Genomic DNA, 22,838 nt, shown 5'->3' with positions numbered 1-22,838 from the left:
AAAAACACATATATGTGTTTTCAGATAGAAACTTGTCATAAGTGTGGATGATTTAAAAAGTCCTCACCCAAAAGAGAAGACCTTTTACACTTACTTAGCAGCCAGCATCCCCGGATAATACCTGGCAACAATGTCATTCATCTTCTCAACCAAATCAGGGCGTTTGAAAGTAATGTGCCCTGAGCCCTTCTGGAAGTAGCGTATCGACACGTACTCATCTTCGTATACGTTACTGTGTTGCTTGCTTATGTGATCATCTAATCTGATGCTAAGATCATGACGGTTTTCGGGAACAGGTTTACCATCGAGCAGATTCAGCATGCGATCCAGATCCGCCAACTGAGCCCGTCGTTTCCCGTGAAGTAATCTAAATCCCCAACGGCCATAATTCACCAGTCCATCGACGATAATCTTTTTGCCAAACCGGCACGGTGAGTTCGACTTGTAATCCCAGCTCAGGCTCTTAAATACGTTGATGATACCACGCTCAAACACATCGTCTTTGCTGTGGTGCAGTTGCTTAAAGGTACTGATAATGTTCTCTTCGCTGATGGCGGGGATATCATCCTGCTCAAGATTACGATTCCATTCGTCGCGAGCGGCGGCATCCATCAGCGCAATCATGCCGGATTTCTTCATCAAATCGCGCCAGATGCTACGGTCGAGATTGCAGGTGATCACGTTCATGGCGGTTTGTTCTTTCTCAAGTAACCAGCAACCACGGCGAAATTCCTGACGCATTGCCCAGTCAATGGCTGTTTTACCCCCAATACTCTCGGTTAGCGCAGAGATATCAGCGAGCTGATGGATCATCGCTTTGATTTGTTCCAGTGCGGCATTGCGCCCGACAACGATACGTTCAATGCTGGTGGAGCTGATAAGCTCGGTATGGCCTGTCAGAACATCGGATTCAGTGTGGGTGTATTGTTCGGACATTTGCTTTCCTTTATATAAACGCAAAACGCCAGCCGGGTCAGGGCTGGCGTTTATGCTGTTTGATGAGAGGCTACGGTTTATTGACGTTGTGCAGGAGCTGAAGATGGCAGAGATCCCGGACATCGTTCCTTGCCTGCTGGATGCAGGGTAATAGCGTGGCGGAATCGGTTCTGTCTTCGTCGTTATCGAAAATTAGCGTGGATTCACAGTCGATATTGTCCTGCAGCCAGTCGATCAGAATATCCAGCGCCGCTTCGGTAGTGAGTGTCAACATGGGGTTGCCTGTGATAATGAAGAGAAGATTTACCAGTCGAAGATCTCAAAGCCTGGTAGCAGTTCACCAAAGGCATCGAGGTGAATGATGCTCAATGGGTAGCGACGCATCAGAGTGATAATCAACCGGCGACCGGCTTTCGACAGTCCGCATCGTTTCAGTTGCAGAACCGGAAAAGCCCACGCATCCAGACGGATGAGATAGCCTGATCCGGTATAGCAAATCCACTCCGCATCCTCGTGAGCTTCCCGTTGTTGCGAGAGCCGATACAGCAGATCGTTGTCATCGCAGGTGATATGCGCCGTGCTGCACTGAATGCCATGGTAGCGGGCGCTGGCAGGAAGCGGATCTTCAATCAGCAGTTTTCCGGGCTCGTCTGCAATGCGAAGCGAATAGCCATTATCACAGACCACATCGATCAGATCGGTCAGTTCAATACCATCGATATCCACGGAAATCCGGCCCATGTTGAGGGCCAGGACGTTGACAGTATCAGCTTCCACTGTGAGGGAGAGTTTCATCGTGTCCCCCCGCTGTATTTGCCGGTGGTGATGTCGGTGACCACTTTGTAATCGTTGCGGGTCATCAGCCCGGTCGCTTTTCGTGCACGAAGGATATCGATGCTGCCAATAAGCGGTGACTGTGTTTCTGTGCTGAAACCGTGGCGATCGATACGGACCAGTTCGTACTTTTCGACGATAAAATTGACGCCATCGCACAGTGAGATACCAGCCTCAATATGCTCCTGGATCACCATGTCGTTGCCAAACGGGGTGTCGTTAAGTGTGAGCCCGTAATGTTGCTCCAGGAGGTACGTCAACAGGGTTTGCCAGATATCGACAGGAGATGGGCGTGACGCCGTCGCCCGTACAGGGTGTATAGATTGGGTTTGCATGATGTTCTCTTTCTGAGGTGAAACGAGGAAGGTGGTGCCGGATGCTGTTGCAGGTCTGGTGATTACGCTGCTGGCGGTTCCCCCGGATAAATCGCGAGGTAGATATAACCACAACTGCCCAGTGTGTCCGCTTCGCAGATGAGACCATTGTGATACAACGTGACGCAGTGCTGGTGGCGTGGGTTGAGCTCACCGGATACCAACATCAACTCAAGCTGTTTGAGCATCAGGGGAAAAGCCTGATTAAGCTGCAATGCTTCGCTTTCGTGAAATGTTCCGGTGAAATTGCTCCGGTCAGACAGGAAGTGTAGCTGATTGCCCTCCTGGACCAGGCGGGTACCAAAACAGGGTGTGGTGTCGCACTTCAGCCCCCACCAATGGGAAGCGATTGTGTGCTGAGGTATCGCCCCGACATCGGTACTTTCAGTATCGAACATTTAAGCACTCCTTAACAGTGATGGTAAGTGATTAATTAAGTGTGACGCTGCGTAGAACCACATACGGACCGTGACGGTCATGACGGCGCTCCGCGAAGACCGCCAGCACACCGCTGACATCCTGTACCTCCCGCCCTGCGTAGTGGCAGATACTGCCGGACCATGCGTATTTGCCGGTACAGAAGCGAAACAACCGGGATTGCGGATGCTGACGATAAATCGCCATGGCCTGACGCTTGCTGATAATTTTCATCACAGGTCCCCTTACAGCCAGCCGCGTTCAGCTAGCGAGACGATCTCCATCCCGCCAACAACCAGGTGATCCAGAAGACGGATGTCCATCAAATCCAGCGCCTGCTTAAGACGTTCTGTGATCCGTCTGTCTGCCTCGCTGGGCTCTGCGTGCCCTGAAGGGTGGCTGTGTGCAACGAGCATGGCAGCAGCGTTATGTTTCAGTGCAGCCTTCACTACTTCCCGTGGATGGACCTGCGTATGGTTGATGGTGCCGGTGAAGAGGGTTTCATGCGCAATCAGCCGGTGCTGGTTATCCAGGAAGAGCGCAATAAATTCTTCACGCTCCTGCGTGGCAAGCTGCAGGCGTAACCAGTCCCGGACGGTGTGGCTGGAGGTAAATGACGCACCGGGTTCACGTAACTGACGCTCCAGCAGGGTTAGAGCCTCACGGATGGTGTGCTGTGCGGATGCCGGTAATTTGGCGGCAAACAGCGGTAACTGTGTTTCCATTGTGGGGTCCTCAGTCGATGATATGCATGATGGCGCTGCATTCTGCGTGGTTGAGCGCGTAGTCCCGCAGACGGTAATAGTGCTCCATCATGGCGTCGCATTCGGTGCGCATGGCGTGGTGGCTGTAAGTCATCAGACAGACGGCTATTCCGGCGGCTTCGGCGCTGAGTTCACCACCGTTGCCGTTCATCGGATTGAACAGCGTCCATTTTTCATCGATATCCTCATTCGCTTCCGGGGCCATAAAAGCACCGCCGTTGCTCAGCGTGTAAAACTGCCAGATGCCGCCACTGTAGCTGGCGCAGAAGCGGTCCATCCAGGCGAAGGCTGTCGGTTCAAGGATTATCCACTGTGGTATGTTGCCGAAGTGCAGTGGCCAGAAGCCAACACGCTGTTCGTCCGGTACGAGCGTGGCGGCCAGTGCGGAGACTTCATCGGCAGATTTCTGGTGTAACAGGTTGTTATCGTTAAGGTTGATAATGTCGGTCATGTCAGTTGTTCCTTTTGTAGAGGTCATAAGCGCACTCCCGCTGAGCGGGAACGTGTAAGTCGTGTGATTTTTGGCGTAACAGGCGTGCCGTGTTACCGGCAGGTAAGTTCAGCAGGTGATGTGGTCAGGAGTTGCCGTGGGCAGGATTGTGCATAGCCATCGATATCGCACCGTGAGGGCCAGATACCATTCGCATCAGCCTGCTGACAAAGGCTAAGTTCACCAGGCCGGTAGCAGAGATGCCTGCACCAGGCGCAGAGGTCATCGTCGGATACAGAACGGCAGCCGGGCTGGTTTTGCAGAGAGACGGGCCAGACTGCTGTCTGATAAGCATTCGCAGGAACGTGCTGCATCAGCTCAGTGCCTGTTGTAATTCTTCGGCCATCACCCACAGCGCTCGGTTCAGCTTGATATCGCCGTCGATACCGTTAACCGCGCGTGTACGGCTGCGTTTACCCTGTGCGGAGCGACCATTTAAGCCTCCCTTACTCAAATTTTCCTGAAGCGTATTGAAAGTCGTCCACAAATCACTTTTTTCGTCCTGCCAGCGACGTGGCGTCAGTACCTGGGATTCGGTGATGGGCTGATGCTCTTCGCCAAAACGGTAGGCCAGCGCTGCTTTCGCAAACGCCTGCTGAGCGGGTGGCGGCACCAGCAGTGACTGCATGGCCTCGCGTTTCTCCTCCACCCGGTCAAACACGCCGAGGACTTCGTAAGCGCCTTCAATCACTTTTTCAACGACATCACCGCGATGCGGTACGCGGATCTCGCCAAACGACTGACCGCAGACGAGCGAGTTTGTACAAACACTTCTGAAGATCCCTGGTAATAACTGAAAGCTGGATGCGCCATCGTGCGAATTAAGAATGATGATTTCCGGCACCTGCTGACCGTTTATCTGCCCGGCACGGCGCAGACGGAGCATGTGCTTCGTATGCTCACGCTTGCTCTGATCGCGCACTTTAGTCTGACAGGCAAAGAAAGGCTCAAATCCTTCGCGATGAAGGTTCTCCAGCAGAGTGATAGTCGGGATATAGCAGTAGCGCTCCGAGCGGGATTCGTGCTTGTCTTCGCCAAAAACGCTGGGAACATGCTGGTGTAATTCGTCGTGGGTTAGTGGACGATCACGGCGTATCTGGTTGGTTCGGCCAAAGCGGCTGGCTAATCGCATAATGAAAACTCCTTGTGGCTAACGGCATAAAAGCAAAAGACCATGCTCCGAAGAACATGGCCTGATGCAGGGGGTGGCGGTTGTGATAAAGAACGACGATGGACGCTGACTGTGGTTAGTTGTCGTCAGAGAGTGAAGGAACAGGGATACCATCACTGACGATATAGCGATTGAGCATCACCCCGGCATCCGGGGCAAAGTTCCAGTCGCGCCAGATAAGCATGTCGTCGGTATCGCGGATAACCAGACGAAAATGGATGCCCTGGTCATCTTCTATAGAAATATTGATGTATGCGGCGGCTATAGCTTCAGCCTGAGCGCGGGTGAACGTCCCTTGTGGCAACGAGGGAACCTGATGATTTCTCATGATTTCCGTTGCCCCGGATAAGGTGGCAGAAACGTGGTGCAGGCAATGCGGCCAATTGTGCGGGTGGTGGTGACATCCACCACCCCGCTGACCACACCACCGGCCAGGGGCACCAGACGAATAAACTGACCGCCGGTGCGTATGCCTGTCCGGGTAGCCATCAGCACCAGGGTTTTCTCCACAATCCTCCGTGTGAAGGGCCGGGTCCAGTTCTCCATCGCCTGTAACGCCACTTCCTGCAACAGCGCTTTGGCAGCGTTACCGCACAGACACAGCCCGGCAAGTGCCCGGATACGTTCATCAGCCAGATTGCGTTTACCAAGGCAGGCGATGGCTGCCACCAGTCGGGTCTGGAGAAACAGTACGCTGGTGATGTTCAGGGGCAGCGTGACGGGCATCGCCACCACCCCGCCCACTCCGGATAAAAAGCCGGTACTGCCCGCCTTAACGCTCTCCCAGCGGATCATCGCGTGAGCGGCCTTTGTCACATCCCCCTCCGCATCCGTGAGATAGCGTTCTGCCAGGGTTTCAGCCGACTCGATCCCGGCAATCCCACTGACGGCTTTGTCATAGAGCCAGCCCATCATCGCCTGAATGCTGCGGGGGGTGTGTTCTTCTGCTGGCATCTCATCGTCATACTCAACGTCAATATCATCGTTATTTTCCATTCGTTCTCCTGCTTAAACAGTGGATAAAAGAAAGGCCAGGGACATTGCTGTAATGAGCCTGGCGGGGGGGTTTGCTGTCAGAGGACATAAAAGCAACAGGCCACGCCCTCCTGAGAGGGTGTGGCCTGCTGGCAAGGGTTATCCCTGTGATTAATGATTTTTACTGTCAGTTCAGGGTGAAGTGTTCACCCATTTTTTCGTTGTCAACGTGACTGTCCTGGAGAAGCTCGCGGGTATCGAGCGTCAGACGGGTTTTACATTCATGAGCCGAAATCAGATCCCCGTTTTTGTACACCCGGATGCCCTGAAACTCTTCATGACCGGTGTCTTTATTCAGCAGAATGTAGTCATATACCCCTTTGTTAAAGCGGATGTAACTGGCCGACCCCATTCCCAGCGGTGCGTGGTAGTGGAAGGCTTTCACACCGAACAGCCCTTCCGTTAACTCCAGCTCGGGTTTATCGTTCTTATCCGTGTAGGTGTAGCGATAATCCTTCCCTGCGGCGGCATAGACCCCCACATTTTTCCCGTTATCCAGGGTACAGAACGCATTCACCGGGAGATCCGCAGGCTGCTGAGCTGTCTGCTTCTCTGGTTCTGTTATTTTTGGGGTAGTTTTCGACACACGATTTTGTGCCGCGAGGCGGCGGGCTTCGTTTGCCGCTTCTGCATCCTTTTGCGCCAGGCTACCCGGGCCATAAAGATTTTTACTGGCTCCCTCTCCATGGAACCCACCTTTTCCAGAGCCTTCAGCAACGCCCGCTTTTGGATTGTAACTGGCAGCTATTTCCGGGTCAGCCTCGCGTGAAAATGCCTGCTTTGACTGTTTATGCCATTGGCCGTTTTCACCCTGTTTGTAACCCATCTTTGCCATGCCCTGTTTGTATTCCGACTGGGGATCGAAATCAGTCACCTTCTGATTAATCACTGAGCCGCACACGCTGGCAAAATCAGAGGTACTGAAGGTAAAAGAAGAACCAAACGTGCTCATGTTGGCTTTTTTGTTTTCTTTCAATGAATTAATAACTGACTGAATATCACTTTTTGCCACGGTTGTCTGCACTGACTGGTATTGGGACTGGCTGTTACACATCACACTGGATGGATAAGAAGTGTTATTAATCCTGAAATTACTACCGGTAAGTTCAGTGGTGCCACGACCGCCGCACTGTGGCTTATTCTCAATGATACCAATCGTTGACGGCTTAACCCGTAGCAGAACCTGACCGTCATCGCTGTACGACTGGCAGAAGGTACCATTGACGGTCCATGCGGCAGAAGCATTAAACGCCGCCATGCTGAGCACAACAGCCAGCAAGGTTTTCTGATGTGGACGGTATTTTTTCATTCAATTTTTTCCTTTTTAATTGCTGAGCGGGAAACGGGTCTGTTTCCCGAATGGTTTTACTTCCTGAAAATACTCATCACCCACTAATCAGCGGGAAACCTTCATCCTGCCCTCTTCACTGTTGATAACCCTTCCGGGCCGTGGAAATGACCCGACTAAAACCCATGCCAGGGTGCGTGTAACCGGCAACACCATGATCGTTTTTATCGATCGATTTAATAGAATTGATCTGTATAATCAATTAATAATTTTATAAAGACAACACATGAACGACGGTGAAATATTGTTAATGGTCTGTTTTATAGAGATTTACCTAACCAGGATTGAAAGTGGCTGGCTCAAAGGGATACAGGTGTCGGAATGAAAAGATGTGCAAGATGTAACAAGAGAAGGGGCGTCATCAGCCTCCTGTTTGGGCTTGATAAGGAATACTGCGACGAATGCTTATTTGATACTGAGCAGGAAATCAGGGAAAAACACATCCTCCCCGTCAGGCGTCAGAAAGATGACAGCGAAGGGAAAGCGTAGCCCGATATGCAGCCTAAAATTGATGTCAGCGCCATTATCCCGGTCTTCAATGCGCAGACCACCATCGACCATCTGGTGAATAGGCTCCTCAGCGAGCAAACACTCAGCACTGAGGTGATTGTTGTGGATGATGGCTCTACCGACGAAACGTCGACCATACTCAGCACCATCGAAGATGAACGGCTGGTGGTTATCAGCCAGCAGAACCTTGGTGTATATGCTGCAAGAAATGCCGCACTGGCAGTGCACCGGGGTGAATGGGTGGTTTTTCTTGATGCGGATGACCGGATTGAAGAAGGTTTTCTCCGGGAGAGACTGAAAAGCGCACGAGCGGCCCAGGCCGATGTTGCTCTTTTCAATGGCTGGTACACCGACAGCAGTTGCCTGCAACTAAGACCTGTTCATCGTAAGCAACCTTATGCTCAGGCACTCAACGGGCATGCGTGGATACAACATTGCGTGGCACAGAAAGAATGGCCGCATTACCTGTGGCTACAAATGGTGCGCTCGTCCTATATAAGGAAGAATAATCTGCACTTTCAGGAAGGAAAAAGCCACAAGGACATCCTCTGGACGATTAACCTCGCCGCTGCAAATGGCCAGTTTTATTTCGCTGACAGGAAGGACTATTTCTACATCACAAACCCGGCATCGATTACCCACCGGCAGGACTACTACGATATCCGGGCGCACAGCTACATTGATGTTATCAGCGACATTCTCGTTCTTTCATCCTTGCCACAGCACCATGAAATCAAAACGCCTCTGAGAAGGCATGCGCTGGTTGAGTGTCGCCATTTTCTCGGGTTGTTCCGGCGAAAGATTGCAAACCGGCAGGCAGCCCGACAGTTGTTCAGGCAACGAATCGTATTGCGTCAGTTGGTTGCAGGGGTCAGCGGTCTGAGCGACCTCTTTTTTGTGCTGAAACTCGTGAGAAAGATTTATCTGTAGCCAGGGAGATTACAGCTGTGAATCTCGTGAGATAGATGCAACAGAGAATTTCCGCATAAAACTAAAAAACCCGGAACGCTACATCAGTAACGAACCGGGTAAGTCACGCAGGAAGTGGTTATTTCACCGCTGCAGAAAATATTCTTGATCTGTTCAGATAAGTAATATAGCCGCAAAAATATCTGGAATATTCTTTATTCAAAAGTAAGGTCTGCCCCCATAAGACGCCATAAATCGACAGGTTCCTTCTTCTGTGGTGGTACATAGAAAAAGGTGGTAGCAGAACGTCTGACGCCAGTGAAATAGCGATAACACACGACTTCATCTTCAGAATCGCCAGGCGCGATTATCTCCTGTGAATAGAACCCATTGTAGAACGCCACCACAGCCTCCCTGTTGTCTATATCAATACTGAAGTAGCGTCGAAGATACTTACTCAGTAAACGATACATCAGACAGATACACTGCTTGTGTGGCTCACGTAATGACGAGTTGATATTAAAGCATTTATCAAAAACACGGCATAAAAGCGCCATGATGCGATCAGGATCGCCAGATAACACCGCATGGAAGCCCACAATTGCCAGCAACTCCAGATAGAGAGGGTATTCAGGGAATAGTTGTTTTATTTCCATCAAACATTCTGAAACCCTGTGATGCCCAAGACGCCACAACTCCCCATGAAGTAAAGTGAACAAGGGAAGCTGTTGCTCGATACCCCCAAACTCAATCTTCCTAGGAACATTGCCATAAAAACGTTTGGCCGGAGTTATTTCTCTCAATGCCGCATTCACATCCTCTGAGCCAAATCGCACAATTAAACTGTCATACAGACTGCCGTTAAAAGGGAACAATTCACCCGTTGACTGAACCCCCCCGAAACCATGTCCCTGATACGGGATAGCATCATTATTTCTGCGATTAATAAATGAAGGCGCTATAATAAGATTCTCAGCGGAACTTGCTCCGCCCTTTGCATTCGGATACAAATGACAGATATCCAGAAACAACAATTGCTCAAGCGTCATTTTTTCATCATCTCCACTCGGCGGAGGAGTATAACTTCGTTGGTGACGAGACTTGAGTATATACAGATGATAGTAATTTATTATATCTCTCATATCCGAAACTGATCCTAAAAAATAAAGATTCCGTTTGATTGAGTTTCCCATATGCGTCCAGTACGATGAGCTCAGAATGCTGAAAGCATTGAAGTTATCGAACTTCCTGGAATCACGTTGACGGCAAACTTTACTGCAATATTTTTCATTCCTTGTTCCTGATAACGTATTCTTACAAGGAGGATATCCGCATCGGGTATTTTCTCTCCCTTTACGCCTGTTGGCTCCGGATAAAAAAATCAGATAATGGCCATCACATAACCGTTCCTGTAGTGCTGGTCTGAGTCTGGAAACAAGGTTATCGCAATGATCTCTCCTGCATTTAGTCATGATGTGTATGTACTTTAATTCATTGAATGTTATCACTAATGATTACTATAACTGGTAAAGAATAGTGATGTGATATTTAGGTAATATATATTACGCATAATTACCTTATTGCGTTACACCCACCCGGTAGTTGAATACAGTCATACTGCACAATTTTCCAATATCAAATCAAAAGTGACGATCTGCTTCATGGGGTGTTCCGGGCATCATACACTCCAAACATCATGAGTGATTTTTGAACAAACACCCGTCACCATCCCCCCTGAAAAGCTGAGATTTCTGCTAAATTAGCAATACCAGCAATTGTTTTAAGACAGACAAGCGCATGTCTGGTTATTTATCAATCAACCTCAGTATGCTTACTACGATGGTAGGCATGCTTTCAAATGAAGTAAAGTTAGCATTCGAAAGTAACTAAGGCAGTTATTGCTTAATAATTGATTGTGCCGTCATCAATATCTTACAAATCAACTTGCCAGAAATTTTCGTCAGCGAAGCTTCTTATCTGTACAATCGCATACTGCTCTCTTACGCCGCCTAAACATACATTGCCGTTATAAATACCCGCGATGTACAAAGCACTGGAGCCATTGAACCGTATAATGCAACACATTCCCTGATTGATTAGCTGATTTAACGCAGGCGTTAATTTATCTATGTGTCTGAGACGACCCGGACCAGACTGAAGCAGTTCATACTTAGGAAATGGTATACCTTGATTTTTGTTCAGTCTTTTAACAATAAAGCTCCAGAGGCTTCGGACATCGCATTCAAACTGGTATCGCTCTGACAGTGGATAAAATAAGTCGCTCGCCTGTTGCAAATACCATTCCACCATTGTCAGTGCATTGCTTATTTGACGTGCATCGATAATCTTTGTATAAATAAGATCAGCGGCCGAACTGTCTCCTGTAGGTTTAGTTGAATAAAAAGTCATTATTGTAGCCAGTCGCAGTGCCTGCTCTATTGCTTTTGACGCAAAATCTCGGATATGTACAAAACGCCCGCCAGGTAAAATAGCCTTTTCAATTTCTTTCTGTCTTTCCTGAAGAACCATTTTTGCATCATCAGACAGTCTTAGTTGATCTTTCGGTATGCTGTCATCATAAAATCGGGTTTCAAGAAGACTTAACAGCCCCTGTATTTTGCTATAAAACGGAGCTAATACTGCATTCACCCCCTCTTCATCAATACGACTATTACGTTGCCCTATTGAGCTTTTTACCTTCATAACAAGGAAGCGGGCAAGTAAACCGCTACTTTTAACCATCTCGCCATGTTTTTCTAAATAATTAGTAAATACGCCAGGCTGAATCATTAGTGAAAGCATCAGACATAATGGGAGTTCATAGTTCTCGCCATCCGTTCTGTCAAATGAATATTTCCCTCCATCCCAGCCTTTATTCAACAGTCCGAGGTGATTTTTCAACCCACTTCTGAAAAAAGAGATCGCTTCATCCATGATGATGCCAGCTTCAGCATGCAGGCTTAAGCCCTGGATAAGAGCTTTAAATGTCACATCCTGATAGATGAACTTTGGCTCAACAGGACGTTTAGGTTCACGTTTATAATGCTGCTCCAGCTGAGCCTGAGCATCCTCGACACCATATCCCTTTTTTATAGCCTGCCGCTGATTGGCATTGAGTCCCTGTAAAATAGTTTTCCAGATCAGATGCTCCCTTTTATAGGCAACAAGTCGGTCTCTGTATTCAAGCTGCATTTTCTCGAATCGACTATAAACGGGTCTCATTAGCAGTCGTGACAGAAATGTCTTACCCTCACCAGACTCGGCAAGCGTAAGAAGGTATAAAGAGCATGGCCCAGATATACTTGAGTAAGGCGATACAACACCGACAAGGTACTGGCATATAATTGAAAGCATGGTGAAAATAATGTTTACCATCAGTTCCATTGACATTCCTGTAAACATATTTACACGTTCAACTGTCTCTTTTAATTGCTCAGGTAAACAGTGTAAAGGGAAAGTTGTCCCGCTTTTTTTCTCTGGATTGTTATTTAAAGACATAGCCTCATTTCCTGTGTACGGAAAACTTGATTCTGCTTCTTTTGCATTGCACGAAAATATATTACCTGCATTTTTCAATGCATAATGCACTTGTTACTATCTCCTGCGTATTACCTTGCAGCAGCGCGTTCTTCGATCCACTGTTTAAACTCACTCATCTTCCAGCGGGAGGACCGTCCTAATTTTATTGGGCGGGGGAATGCTCCGCGCCTGATAAGGGCGTAAAAAAATTTATCACTCAACCCACTATGGGTCGTAATGTATTTCATATCGACAAGGTGGTCTTCATCCTTAGGTGGTGTGATTCCATTGCTATTTTCAGCACCCGTTTTTTTCTTTCCCTGAAAGGCAATCTTTTCCACATTACCTGATAAGAGGAGGTTTACATTGCTTTCCTGGTGTGAGACTGAATCCGTTGTTTGAAACTGACGGATGGCAGAGGATGCCAGCTCGCTCATACGCATCTTTTTACTATGGGGTTTATGCATTTTCTTCTTCCTGGTTACCCTCAGGAGCACTCTGCTCCGGATGGGGCAAATCTACAGGGGCAGGACTTTTGCGGTCTACAGACCAAGAGCAACTTTATTTTCTCGTTTTTACCGCATACCGCATTTCTGCCTAACGAGCAGGATTTTCTATACCTAAACCAGCTGTACCCTCACTTTGTTCTGGATATAATCAGGGTAAAAACCAACCTGGGCAAGAGAGCATCATGATGTTTGATAAGGAAAATTTACTGTCAGTCAGGAAATATATTAGCGAACTGGAGGCACAGGGCACTGCTTCCCCAACGGATTTTTATATTCGGGAATTTGCTACGGAACCTGGCTTATTGACCCTCATTCTGAATGGCGGTTTTTTGAAAGAAGAATGGAAAAATTTCTGTCGCCATGAAAAACGATTTATTGCCCGGCTGTATGAGCAGTATTACGTCTGGCGATATTTTTTGCTCGAAATCAGATCCCGGAGTAAAACATCAACCAGCATTACTCCATTGCAACGGATAACGATTGAAAGCCAATGGGATGCGAATGATTTTTTTTCCTATCTGTTGGAAGAGATTATAACGCTCGAGCAAATATCAGAAGGGTTGGATCACATTAAGGATAGAAAGAGATATCAACCAGCGGATGCATTTGAGGTCTCCTGTTATCTCTTCCTTATTGCTTACCGATATCTGAGAGATGAGAGTATTCTTGATCAATATCAAAACGCTCTTGCTGAAGCGCTTGAACATCAGGGGGAGTTTCGGGGCTGGGCTGCAGCAATGCTTTATAAAAGTGAGCTGTATGAGAAATTTGAGAGGAAAGACAGGGACCTAGGTATATTTAAGATGAAAGCTGTTGATCAACTTGAAGATTGGTACGCTTGTTCTGGTGGTGAGATGTTCAGTACAGATACAGAGGTTCAGAACAGGCTGAACGATAAGCTAATTGAATTCAATAAAACAATAAAATCCGGGCGAGAAGATTTTTCTGGCTCAATTAAAAATTGGTATGATGCCAAAGATCCCGAATTTAAAATGCTGATAAAGAGACTGGTGAAAAAATAAATGTGGTTACATTCACCTCAAGCATAACGGAATCAGGTCGGGCCGCTCTGCTATAGCCTTTCTATCCTTAATGTTACACACGGGGATCTATTGAGCATGAAAAAGCGAGGAAACTGGAAACAGCACGTAAGCTCAGACGAACTCTGGGCGCAGTGTACTCGAAAGTAAAATTGATGAAGTGCAGTGATCGCACGCCAAGCTGGACTGGTCAGATCGCAGCGAAAGAAAACCTGTATTCTTTGTTCTACATAAGGACTAAGTGATGGAATCTGCTCGTGATAAACGCACCGGAGAGATCGTGGAAGCGGAGGACCTCTGGTTGCTGGATAGCGTTGATACTGAAGGTTATGTGTGCTGGGGATGTGGTATAACCATGTATCCTGCTGCATGGGAAAAAGATAAAAAAGTCAGAGCTTATTTTAAAAAGAAACGCCATATCCATCATCAGCCTGAATGTGATGCTGATGCCGAAAGCATAGTAATTCGACAGGGCCAAAAGGAGAGTGTCCGCAACATACTGGACAGTGCTCCAGGTTTAATCCCTTCGGGATTAAAGTTGATTGAACAACGCCCGGTTGTTGAGCCAGGCATTGCAGGTGATGAAATCAAGTCCAGTTCGACGAGTTCAGCATCCTCAGGGTCTGGTGAAGGTCATTCACCCGAACGACAATCCCGGCGTCAAGTGCATACTATCCGCAATATTTGCCGTGCGTTCCTCAGCTTCCCATATGATCGAGGAATGTCGCTAAACGTCCCTGGTATTAAGGGGCGAACTTACTCAGAGGTGTTTAAAAAGCTCCAAAGTAAAATTCAGCCCTACCCGGAGCCAAAGATCTTTTATGCTGAACTACTCTGGAATAAATTTATTGAAGATGATGAAAAACTCATCATCCCGTTGTCTGGCGAGTGGACGGAAGATGAATCCGGAAAACGTAAATCATCCCGAAGTTACCAGATCCACATAAAATGGGCTGGGTGGTCAAAAGCCAAGCGTACAGTGGTGCGCAAAGAGTTGGAAATTGCTCGGACAGAGGCACAGGAAGCTAAAGCAAAAAGATTGAAAGATAAGGCCAATGTCTTCTTTATCGGTGAGCAAAGTGCTGATAACCCGGAGATGTTCTACGTCACTGATTATCGATTAATTTGTGCGATCGTTGGGCATTTTACTTAACTTTGGTGGAAAAAGCTTCCCATACAGAGGCTCTCAGCGGATTACTTGAGCTTTTACAAGTATAGAAACACAGCCAATACGATGACTGTCTACTTTTGAGACATCATTTCTTGCTGTTACATAAGTATTAATGCATGATTATCATCAATTTGATTACAACCATGGCACTTTATGGATTACCGTATTCAATTTTCATTTTCCCATATAGTGATGATTCATGCCTAGCTCCCCTTCTAAGCGGCTTGAAGACTTGAGTGTGGCCCAGCGAGAGCGGCTGGCCTACATCGATTTTCGGCTCTATTTCTTCGGTGAGATCGGTCGCCCAGATCTGATTGAGCGCTTCGGCGTGGCTCCAGCAGGGGCGACACGCGATTTGGCTTTGTACCGGGAAATCGTGCCGCATAACATCACCTTCGATGGTAGCAACAAGATCTATCGCATCGGGCAGGCGTTTTCCCCGTTGTTCAAACACGCATCGCAGCGTGTTCTGTCGGCGCTGGCTTTCGGCTTTGGCGATGGCGTGAACGGCTCAATGCAGGCGCTGCTACCATGTGAATCCCCCGCAGCCCTGTGCATCCCCAAGATGGATGTGTTAGCAGCGATTTGCCGAGCCATCCACTCCAAGCGACCTGTCGCCATCCGCTACCACTCGATGAGCGGCGGCGAGTCCGAGCGGGTAATTGTGCCCTTTGCCTTGGTTGATACCGGCCTACGCTGGCACGTCCGGGCCTTTGATCGCAAGAGTAGAGAGTTTCGGGATTTCGTCGTCACCCGCATCGAAGCACCAACATTGCTCGACGAGGAGCCACAGGCCAACGAACGACAGGATAACGACATCCAATGGACGCGCATCGTCGAGCTGGATTTCGTGCCGCACCCGAACGTTGATCGGCCCGATATTATCAAGATGGACTACGGGATGACAGATGGTTCGATCAGAATGCGAGTTCGCGCTGCGGTGGTGGGCTATATGTTGCAGCGCTGGCGGGTAGACTGCTCACCCGATCATTGCCTTCGCGGACCGGAGTACCGGTTATGGCTCAAAGATCATCTCGCAATTTACGGCGTAAAAAATGCCTTACTGGCACCAGGCTATAGCGCCACTAAGAAGGCTGACTATTAATGGAACTGATCGACAATATCAACCGTCTGCTCGGAGACGACCTAAAGCAGACGCTCAAACCTGGTGCTCGCCTGAAGATCGCCGCCTCCTGCTTTTCGATGTACGCGTTCGAAGCGCTCAAAGCAGAACTGGAAAAAATCGACGAACTGCAATTCATCTTTACCTCGCCGACGTTTACCGCTAACGAGGTTACCGACAAGATTCGCAAGGAACGCAGAGAATTCCACATACCGAAGGCTGACCGCGAACGAAGCTTGTACGGGAGTGAGTTCGAAATTCAGCTGCGTAACAAACTGACCCAGCGCGCAATTGCAAAAGAGTGCGCGGACTGGATGCGGCGCAAGGCAACATTCAAGTCCAATCGCAGCAAGGCACCGATGCAGCAGTTTACTTGCATTCAGGCTGCTGCTGCTGCAGATACTGCCTACATGCCACTGCACGGCTTTACCGCCGTCGATCTTGGCTACCAGCAGGGCAACGCTGTCTCCAACTTCGTCAACAAGATGGACGAGCCGACATTTACGGCGACCTACCTCAGTCTGTTTAACCAGATCTGGCAAGACCCCGAGAAGCTGGAGGATGTAACGGCGCAGATCTGCGACCACATTGCATCCGTCTACCAAGAAAACTCGCCTGAGAGCATCTACTTCCTGATGCTCTACAATATCTTCAATGAGTTTCTGGACGACATCAACGAGGATGTCCTGCCGAACGACCGCACGGGCTATCAAGACACGCTCATTTGGAACAAACTCTTTAATTACCAGAAAGATGCTGCCACCGGGATCATCAACAAACTTGAGAGCTACAGCGGCTGCATCCTGGCCGACAGCGTGGGCCTGGGCAAGACTTTCACCGCGCTGGCCGTGATAAAATATTACGAACTACGCAACAAGTCAGTTCTGGTGTTATGCCCCAAGAAGCTGGCGGACAACTGGCTGAACTACAGCCGTAACCTCAAGACCAACATCTTTGCTCGCGACCGGTTCAACTACGACGTGCTTTGTCATACCGACCTCAGCCGTACGAGCGGTGAGTCGTTCGGCACACCGCTGAATCGCATTAACTGGGGCAACTACGACCTCGTCGTCATCGACGAGTCGCACAACTTCCGCAACAATGACGCCTATAAGGACAAGGAAACCCGCTACCAGAAGCTGATGAACAAGGTTATCAAGGAGGGGGTGAAAACCAAGGTGCTGATGCTTTCGGCCACCCCGGTGAACAACCGCTTCAATGACCTGCGCAACCAACTGGCACTGGCCTACGAAGGCGATTCCGAAAACCTCAGCAAGAAGCTGCGTACCAGCAAGACGGTAGAGGACATTTTCCGTGGTGCGCAGGCCAGCTTCAATGCATGGGCAAAGCTTCCACCGGAAGAGCGCACAGCGCGGGCCATCCTGGATTCGTTAGACTTCGACTTCTTCGAATTGCTCGACAGTGTCACCATCGCACGCTCGCGCAAGCATATCCAGACCTTCTACGATACCACGGAAATCGGCCAATTCCCCGAGCGCCGCAAGCCTTTGTCGTTCCACTCTCCGCTCACGCCGCGAACGGATGTGATGAGCTTCAACGAGATCTTCGAGCAGCTGTCTTTGCTCAAGCTTGCCGTTTACGCTCCGATCAGCTACATCCTGCCCAGTCGGCTCAAGAAATACGAGGAGATGTATGACACTCAGGTCGCAGGCAAAGGCAAGCTTAAGCAAGTCGACCGCGAAAAGAGCCTGCAGGCATTGATGACGACCAACCTGCTCAAGCGCTTGGAAAGCTCGATTGAGTCCTTCCGCTTGACGCTCCAGTCCCTGCGCGCGAACCACACGAATACGCTAGGCAAGATCAGCATTTTCAATCAGACTGGCGGCCTCGGTGGCATTGACAGCAGAATAAATGACCTGACCGACCAGTTAGAAAACCTCGATGCGGACGACGACTTGCCTGACATTGGCGACAGCGAGATTGGCGGCAAGGTCAAGATCAGCCTCGCCGATATGGACTTACCTTCATGGGAGCACGAGCTGAAGGTCGATCTGGAAATCATTGATGCCTTGCTGACGTCGATGAACAAGATCACGGCTGCCGATGATGCCAAACTGCAGCATCTCAAGACACTGGTTCTGGAGAAGATCGCCGCACCGCTGAATCCCGGCAACAAGAAGGTTCTGATCTTCACCGCCTTCGCCGACACCGCTGACTATCTGTATGCCAATTTGGCTCCGGAATTGCTGGCTACACAGACCTTGCACAGTGCAAAAGTCACCGGCAAAGGGGTACCGAAGAGCACGCTCAAGAAGAGCTATGACTTCCAGGAACTGCTCACCCTCTTCTCGCCACACTCGAAGGAGAAAGCCATCGTGCTGCCAAATGAGGAGGCAGAGATAGATGTGTTGATCGGCACCGATTGTATCTCTGAAGGCCAGAACCTGCAGGACTGCGACTATCTCATCAACTACGATATCCACTGGAACCCCGTGCGCATCATCCAGCGCTTCGGCCGTGTGGATCGCATCGGCTCACCCAACAGCTGCATCCAACTGGTTAACTACTGGCCAGACATCTCTCTCGACGAATACATCAACCTGAAGGAACGGGTTGAGAGCCGAATGATGATTGCCGATGTTACAGCCACCGGTGATGACAATGTGCTGAGCGCCCAAGCCAACGATGTGTCTTATCGCAAAGAGCAATTGCGACGTTTGCAAGAGGAAGTGATTGAGCTGGAAGACCTGAAAACCGGAGTGTCGATTACTGATCTCGGGCTCAATGACTTCCGAATGGATTTGCTCAACTATGTGAAGGTCAATGGCGAATTGAGCAACGTGCCAAGCGGGATGCACGCCGTAGTGCCAGCCAAGCCGGAGATGGGCCTACGCCCGGGTGTGATCTTCACGCTACGCAACCGGAATCCAAGCGTCAACGTCAGTCAGCACAACCGCCTGCACCCTTATTACCTCGTCTACATTAATCGCGAGGGGGAAGTCATTCACGATCACACCGAAGTCAAACGTTTGCTGGATCTGGTTCGCACCTGCTGTAAGGGACAAGCCCAGCCTATTACAGATGCCTGTCTCTTGTTCAATAAGGAAACGGCCGATGGCCGCAAGATGCAGATGTATTCGGACCTGCTTGGCAAGGCCATCCGCTCAATGATCGAGGTGAAGGAAGAGAAGGATCTGGACAGCCTCTTCTGCAGCGGAAAGACCACCGCGTTGGTCAATACTATCGTCGGACTGGACGACTTCGAACTGATTACCTTCCTCGTGATTCAGGAGGCCGGATGAGTCAGTCTGCGCGATTTGAGTCGAATACCGCGTTCATTAACTATCCGAAGCAGGCTGTCTTTGGTCGTATCCTGCCAAAGAATAAGATCTACGAACACAGCGGCGCTAATACAAGGCTGAAGGACTTGTTCGTCGAGCAGGTGGAGCAAATCGTCTGGCAATACAAGTTGGCCCCAGAAACGATCAACCTGCCCGCCAGGCCGGGAGTACCAGAGCTTCAGATTTTCTCAATTCAGCTCAAGACATTGGAGCTGAATATGGACGTTTTGCGTTGCATCGATGGCGCGGTGCAGTTTCCCGTCATCTTCGAGCTGAGCTTTGATGAGCGAACAAAGGTGATCGCTGCATACAAACGCCCCAATGAGTCAGACGCCAGTCGTTGGGTCTTGAGTGACTACTTTGCCACAGCCTGGTTGTCGAGTGACTATGAGCGCGCCGCCATGCCCTTAGCACTCGACCTGGGCAGCTTGTATGAGCAGGTGCTTCACCGTCTGATCCCCATGCCTGCGCGCCCACAAGAAACTCTCGCTGACTTGGTTTCACGTGTGGAACTGGTTGCAGCCAAGCAGCGTGAGGTTGAGAAAGCTGCCAGCAGACTTGCCAAAGAAAAACAATTCAACCGCAAAGTAGAGATCAACGCGCACTTGCGGCGGCTCAAAAATGAACTTGAAGAATTGACTGGGAGAGAGAGTGCATGACGCAAAGCCTGAATGAAGAGTCAAGGAAACACATTGAGCAATTCGCTGATGAAGCGTTGGCGCAACTCGAAAGCATCGCTGAAACCGCCAAAGGTAAACTGTACGATGGGCGGACACCTGGTTCCGATGCGCTGGCAAACATCAACACAATGACGTCCAGTTCAGCCATACAAAGGCTGGATAAGATCGGTCAGGAGAACCGTGAAAGCTATCAGGTACTAGTGGCGGAGCCTGCCATCGCTCGTGTTGTGGTGGTCGATGAAGAGGGTGAAGAGAAAACCTACTACATCTGCCGCACGACGCCGGTATCGGGCTTCCCCAATTTGGCCAGCTACCGCGCACCGGTTGGACGCTTGGCCTCGTTGGCAATAGGCACAGAGTTCACGCTTCCCAATGGAACCGTCGTTGAGGTTCTTGAGCGAGCCCAGCTTCGGCCCAATGCGCTTGCCGGTGGGTGGGATTCACGCGACACCGTAGTTGAAGCCGAGCATTTTGGGCCGTTCACTATCGAGTCGCTGCGTGCGCTGCTGACCGAGGTTGCGGGAGAAGAAGTCACCGAAGACATTCTTGGCCAATTGCTGGCCGAGGAGTCAGTCAAGGCCAACATCATCGACGGTGTTCGCCGCAGCGTCATCACCAAGATGGGACTGCGTGATCAGCCTATCCTCGATCAATATCAAGATGAGATTTTCCGTCGCCCTATCGACAATCGTCTTTTGATCTTGGGCCCGCCAGGTACAGGCAAGACGACCACCCTGATCCGCCGCCTCGGCCAAAAACTCGACACCGCCTACCTGGATGAAGGTGAACAACGTCTGGTTGAAACAATCGCTTCAGCCCAAGGCATTGCGCACGCCAACAGCTGGCTGATGTTTACGCCCACGGAATTGCTCAAGCAGTATCTCAAGGAGGCTTTCGCGCGTGAAGGTGTTCCCGCCTCGGATCAGCGCATCAGAACGTGGCAAGACTATCGACGCGAGCTGGCCCGAAACGCATTCGGCGTCCTCAGAACGGCTTCAGGTGGAGGTACCTTCGTACTGAAAGACGGACTGACCAACCTGACCAATGCCGCACTAGAGCGTCCCATTCAATGGTTTGACGATTTCAACGAATACCAGCAGAAGGCCTATGTGCAGGAGCTGCGTGAAGCCGCAACCCAACTCCACGATGCCAAAACTCCCGAAGTCCTAAGTCTCAGCACACGCTTGCAAAACATCTTGTCTCGGGCGGCCGATGGCGCACTGGCGACAATGTTTGGTTCGCTGGCGGTGGAGATAGCCAAAGTGCAGGTACTCGTCAGCAACCTGAAGGAAGGCTCGGACATCAAGATCAAAGCCGCACTCAACCTGCAACTCAACCGCAACCGAGGTTTTCTGGATGAGTTGGCCCACGTGATCGACAGCCTGCAACAGGCGCAAGCGGCTGATGTAGACGACCAGGACGACCCGGATACCGATGAAGAAGAAGACGCCACCGCACCCCGTACAGGCCGTGCCGCCGCGCTCAATGCCTACATGCAAGCGGTACGCGCCCAAGCCCGGGCAGCAGCATCCAAGCGCACTGTCAGCAAAGCCTCTCGCAATGGCAAAATCATCGAGTGGTTGGGAGAGCGTGGGCTGACAGAAGCGGATCGCGCTGAAGTGGGCGCAAGCCTTCTGGTGCAGGCCAGTGCACGCCGCTTCGTTAATCCGGTCAAGCGCTACCTAGACGGCATCCCGAAGCGCTACCGTGCATTCAGGCGTGAACGCCAACCGGCAAATGCCTGGTATAGCCACGAAGGCTTTGAGGCGCGCGACATCCATCCACTGGAGTTGGACATCGTACTGCTCGCGATCTTGCGCGCCGCAGGCAACCTGCTCAGTCGGCCCAACGTCCAGCGCGACATTGATAGTCCCGCTTGGTCATCACTTCAGCCCATACTGGGGCATTACTGCAACCAGCTCCTGGTGGATGAAGCCACTGACTTCTCACCTATTCAGCTCGCGAGTATGGCGGCGCTTGCGCATCCACGACTGCGCTCATTCTTTGCCTGTGGTGACTTTAATCAGCGCCTGACCGCCTGGGGCACACGCTCTGTCGACGACTTGAAGTGGATCTTTGAGGATTTTGATATCAAGGAGATTACTGTCTCCTATCGGCAGAGTAAGCAACTGAACGATCTGGCTCGCGCCATGATCCGCGCTGTCGGTGGCACCGAGCAAAACGCCAGCTTGCCTGCGTATATGGACAGCATTGGTGTTGCACCTGCCTTGCTGGAGCACGCGACCAACGCAGAAACCATTGTCGGTTGGCTGGCGGATCGCATTCGCGAGATTGAGCGCTTTGTCGGTCAGTTGCCATCCACCGCTATTTTTGTGAACACCGAGGACGACGTTGCTCCGGTGGCCGACGCGCTGAACATCACCCTAGCCGAGCACAATATCCAGGTCATCGCTTGCCGAGAGGGCCAGGCTGTGGGGCAGGAAAGCAACGTGCGCGTGTTCGACATCCAGCACATTAAAGGCCTTGAGTTCGAGGCGGTATTCTTTGTCAGCATTGACCAGCTCGCCACGCTGCACCCGGCGCTGTTCGACAAATACCTATACGTCGGCACCACCCGCGCGGCCACCTACCTGGGCGTGACCTGCCAGGGGAGCTTGCCATCCGCCATCGAAAGTCTGCGCCCGCACTTTTGCCAGGACTGGCAACAAGGCGACTGAACATACCAATAAGAATTTGAATTGTGAG

The 22,838-nt window shown here is 50.2% G+C and carries 23 protein-coding genes; 7 read left to right on the top strand and 16 right to left on the bottom strand.

Going from position 1 to position 22,838, the window contains the following annotated elements; genetic code table 11:
• Positions 1-90: 90 nt before the first annotated feature.
• The 13 genes from RY075_RS03335 to RY075_RS03275 all read right to left on the bottom strand — a co-directional run bounded on the left by RY075_RS03335 (position 91) and on the right by RY075_RS03275 (position 7,330).
• A complete protein-coding gene (locus tag RY075_RS03335) occupies positions 91-936 on the bottom strand; it encodes a DUF4942 domain-containing protein (RefSeq protein WP_023320257.1) in 846 nt (281 codons plus the stop codon).
• A gap of 70 nt (positions 937-1,006) precedes the next feature.
• Complete coding sequence (locus RY075_RS03330) at positions 1,007-1,210, bottom strand: DUF957 domain-containing protein (RefSeq protein WP_023312607.1); 204 nt, start codon at positions 1,208-1,210, stop codon at positions 1,007-1,009.
• Positions 1,211-1,239: 29 nt separating this feature from the next.
• A complete protein-coding gene (locus RY075_RS03325) occupies positions 1,240-1,731 on the bottom strand; it encodes a DUF5983 family protein (protein WP_023312606.1) in 492 nt (163 codons plus the stop codon).
• Positions 1,728-2,105: a TA system toxin CbtA family protein gene (locus RY075_RS03320; RefSeq protein WP_023312605.1), complete on the bottom strand. Its 378-nt coding sequence runs from the start codon at positions 2,103-2,105 to the stop codon at positions 1,728-1,730. The genes RY075_RS03325 and RY075_RS03320 overlap by 4 nt, the downstream gene beginning before the upstream one ends.
• A gap of 62 nt (positions 2,106-2,167) precedes the next feature.
• Positions 2,168-2,542, bottom strand: coding sequence for a type IV toxin-antitoxin system YeeU family antitoxin (locus tag RY075_RS03315; protein ID WP_338628164.1), 375 nt, complete (start codon positions 2,540-2,542; stop codon positions 2,168-2,170).
• Between the two features lie 31 nt (positions 2,543-2,573).
• A complete protein-coding gene (locus RY075_RS03310; protein WP_045405097.1) occupies positions 2,574-2,795 on the bottom strand; it encodes a DUF987 domain-containing protein in 222 nt (73 codons plus the stop codon).
• An 11-nt stretch (positions 2,796-2,806) separates the two neighbouring features.
• A complete protein-coding gene (gene radC, locus RY075_RS03305) occupies positions 2,807-3,286 on the bottom strand; it encodes a DNA repair protein RadC (protein ID WP_338628163.1) in 480 nt (159 codons plus the stop codon).
• A gap of 10 nt (positions 3,287-3,296) precedes the next feature.
• Positions 3,297-3,776, bottom strand: coding sequence for an antirestriction protein (locus tag RY075_RS03300; protein ID WP_338628161.1), 480 nt, complete (start codon positions 3,774-3,776; stop codon positions 3,297-3,299).
• Between the two features lie 124 nt (positions 3,777-3,900).
• Complete coding sequence (locus RY075_RS03295; protein WP_160311370.1) at positions 3,901-4,110, bottom strand: hypothetical protein; 210 nt, start codon at positions 4,108-4,110, stop codon at positions 3,901-3,903.
• A gap of 18 nt (positions 4,111-4,128) precedes the next feature.
• Positions 4,129-4,947, bottom strand: coding sequence for a DUF932 domain-containing protein (locus RY075_RS03290; protein WP_045405091.1), 819 nt, complete (start codon positions 4,945-4,947; stop codon positions 4,129-4,131).
• A gap of 115 nt (positions 4,948-5,062) precedes the next feature.
• Complete coding sequence (locus tag RY075_RS03285; protein WP_023312599.1) at positions 5,063-5,314, bottom strand: DUF905 family protein; 252 nt, start codon at positions 5,312-5,314, stop codon at positions 5,063-5,065.
• Complete coding sequence (locus RY075_RS03280) at positions 5,311-5,982, bottom strand: EcsC family protein (protein ID WP_023312598.1); 672 nt, start codon at positions 5,980-5,982, stop codon at positions 5,311-5,313. Before RY075_RS03280 ends, RY075_RS03285 begins: the two co-directional genes overlap by 4 nt.
• Before the next feature lie 166 nt (positions 5,983-6,148).
• Positions 6,149-7,330: a hypothetical protein gene (locus RY075_RS03275; RefSeq protein WP_338628159.1), complete on the bottom strand. Its 1,182-nt coding sequence runs from the start codon at positions 7,328-7,330 to the stop codon at positions 6,149-6,151.
• A 534-nt stretch (positions 7,331-7,864) separates the two neighbouring features.
• Here RY075_RS03275 and RY075_RS03270 point away from each other — a divergent pair.
• Positions 7,865-8,809, top strand: a complete 945-nt coding sequence (locus RY075_RS03270) for a glycosyltransferase (protein WP_023312595.1) — start codon at positions 7,865-7,867, stop codon at positions 8,807-8,809.
• A 194-nt stretch (positions 8,810-9,003) separates the two neighbouring features.
• Here RY075_RS03270 and RY075_RS03265 read toward each other — a convergent pair whose 3' ends face one another.
• The 3 genes from RY075_RS03265 to RY075_RS03255 form a co-directional block, all read right to left on the bottom strand.
• Positions 9,004-9,837: a hypothetical protein gene (locus RY075_RS03265; RefSeq protein WP_338628157.1), complete on the bottom strand. Its 834-nt coding sequence runs from the start codon at positions 9,835-9,837 to the stop codon at positions 9,004-9,006.
• An 883-nt stretch (positions 9,838-10,720) separates the two neighbouring features.
• The gene (locus RY075_RS03260; RefSeq protein ID WP_210870595.1) at positions 10,721-12,376 is read right to left on the bottom strand and encodes a YfjI family protein; all 1,656 of its coding nucleotides are present in this window, start codon (positions 12,374-12,376) and stop codon (positions 10,721-10,723) included.
• A gap of 20 nt (positions 12,377-12,396) precedes the next feature.
• Entirely contained in the window at positions 12,397-12,774 is a 378-nt protein-coding gene (locus tag RY075_RS03255) for an AlpA family phage regulatory protein (protein WP_311382404.1), read from the bottom strand.
• Between the two features lie 224 nt (positions 12,775-12,998).
• Here RY075_RS03255 and RY075_RS03250 point away from each other — a divergent pair, with 224 nt between their 5' ends.
• The 6 genes from RY075_RS03250 (at position 12,999) to RY075_RS03225 (ending at position 22,810) form a co-directional block, all read left to right on the top strand.
• Entirely contained in the window at positions 12,999-13,838 is an 840-nt protein-coding gene (locus RY075_RS03250) for a hypothetical protein (protein WP_210870598.1), read from the top strand.
• Positions 13,839-14,100: 262 nt separating this feature from the next.
• The gene (locus RY075_RS03245) at positions 14,101-15,009 is read left to right on the top strand and encodes a hypothetical protein (protein WP_338628152.1); all 909 of its coding nucleotides are present in this window, start codon (positions 14,101-14,103) and stop codon (positions 15,007-15,009) included.
• Between the two features lie 217 nt (positions 15,010-15,226).
• Positions 15,227-16,132 (top strand): WYL domain-containing protein, encoded by a 906-nt coding sequence (locus RY075_RS03240; protein WP_338628151.1) that lies wholly within the window; start codon positions 15,227-15,229, stop codon positions 16,130-16,132.
• On the top strand, positions 16,132-19,413 hold the full coding sequence (locus tag RY075_RS03235) for a helicase-related protein (RefSeq protein ID WP_338628150.1): 3,282 nt from the start codon (positions 16,132-16,134) through the stop codon (positions 19,411-19,413). The genes RY075_RS03240 and RY075_RS03235 overlap by 1 nt, the downstream gene beginning before the upstream one ends.
• Complete coding sequence (locus RY075_RS03230) at positions 19,410-20,111, top strand: DUF4391 domain-containing protein (RefSeq protein WP_210870609.1); 702 nt, start codon at positions 19,410-19,412, stop codon at positions 20,109-20,111. Before RY075_RS03235 ends, RY075_RS03230 begins: the two co-directional genes overlap by 4 nt.
• Positions 20,108-22,810 carry an ATP-binding domain-containing protein gene (locus tag RY075_RS03225; protein WP_247609034.1) on the top strand — a complete coding sequence of 901 codons (2,703 nt, stop codon included), beginning with the start codon at positions 20,108-20,110 and terminating at the stop codon, positions 22,808-22,810. The genes RY075_RS03230 and RY075_RS03225 overlap by 4 nt, the downstream gene beginning before the upstream one ends.
• The last annotated feature ends 28 nt before the right edge of the window (positions 22,811-22,838 follow it).

Origin of the sequence: Enterobacter sp. JJBC (genome assembly GCF_036936505.1) — a bacterium.
GTDB lineage: Bacteria > Pseudomonadota > Gammaproteobacteria > Enterobacterales > Enterobacteriaceae > Enterobacter > Enterobacter hormaechei_C.
Note: the sequence above shows the minus strand (reverse complement) of the source record. Positions and strands in the feature narration are given on the sequence as shown.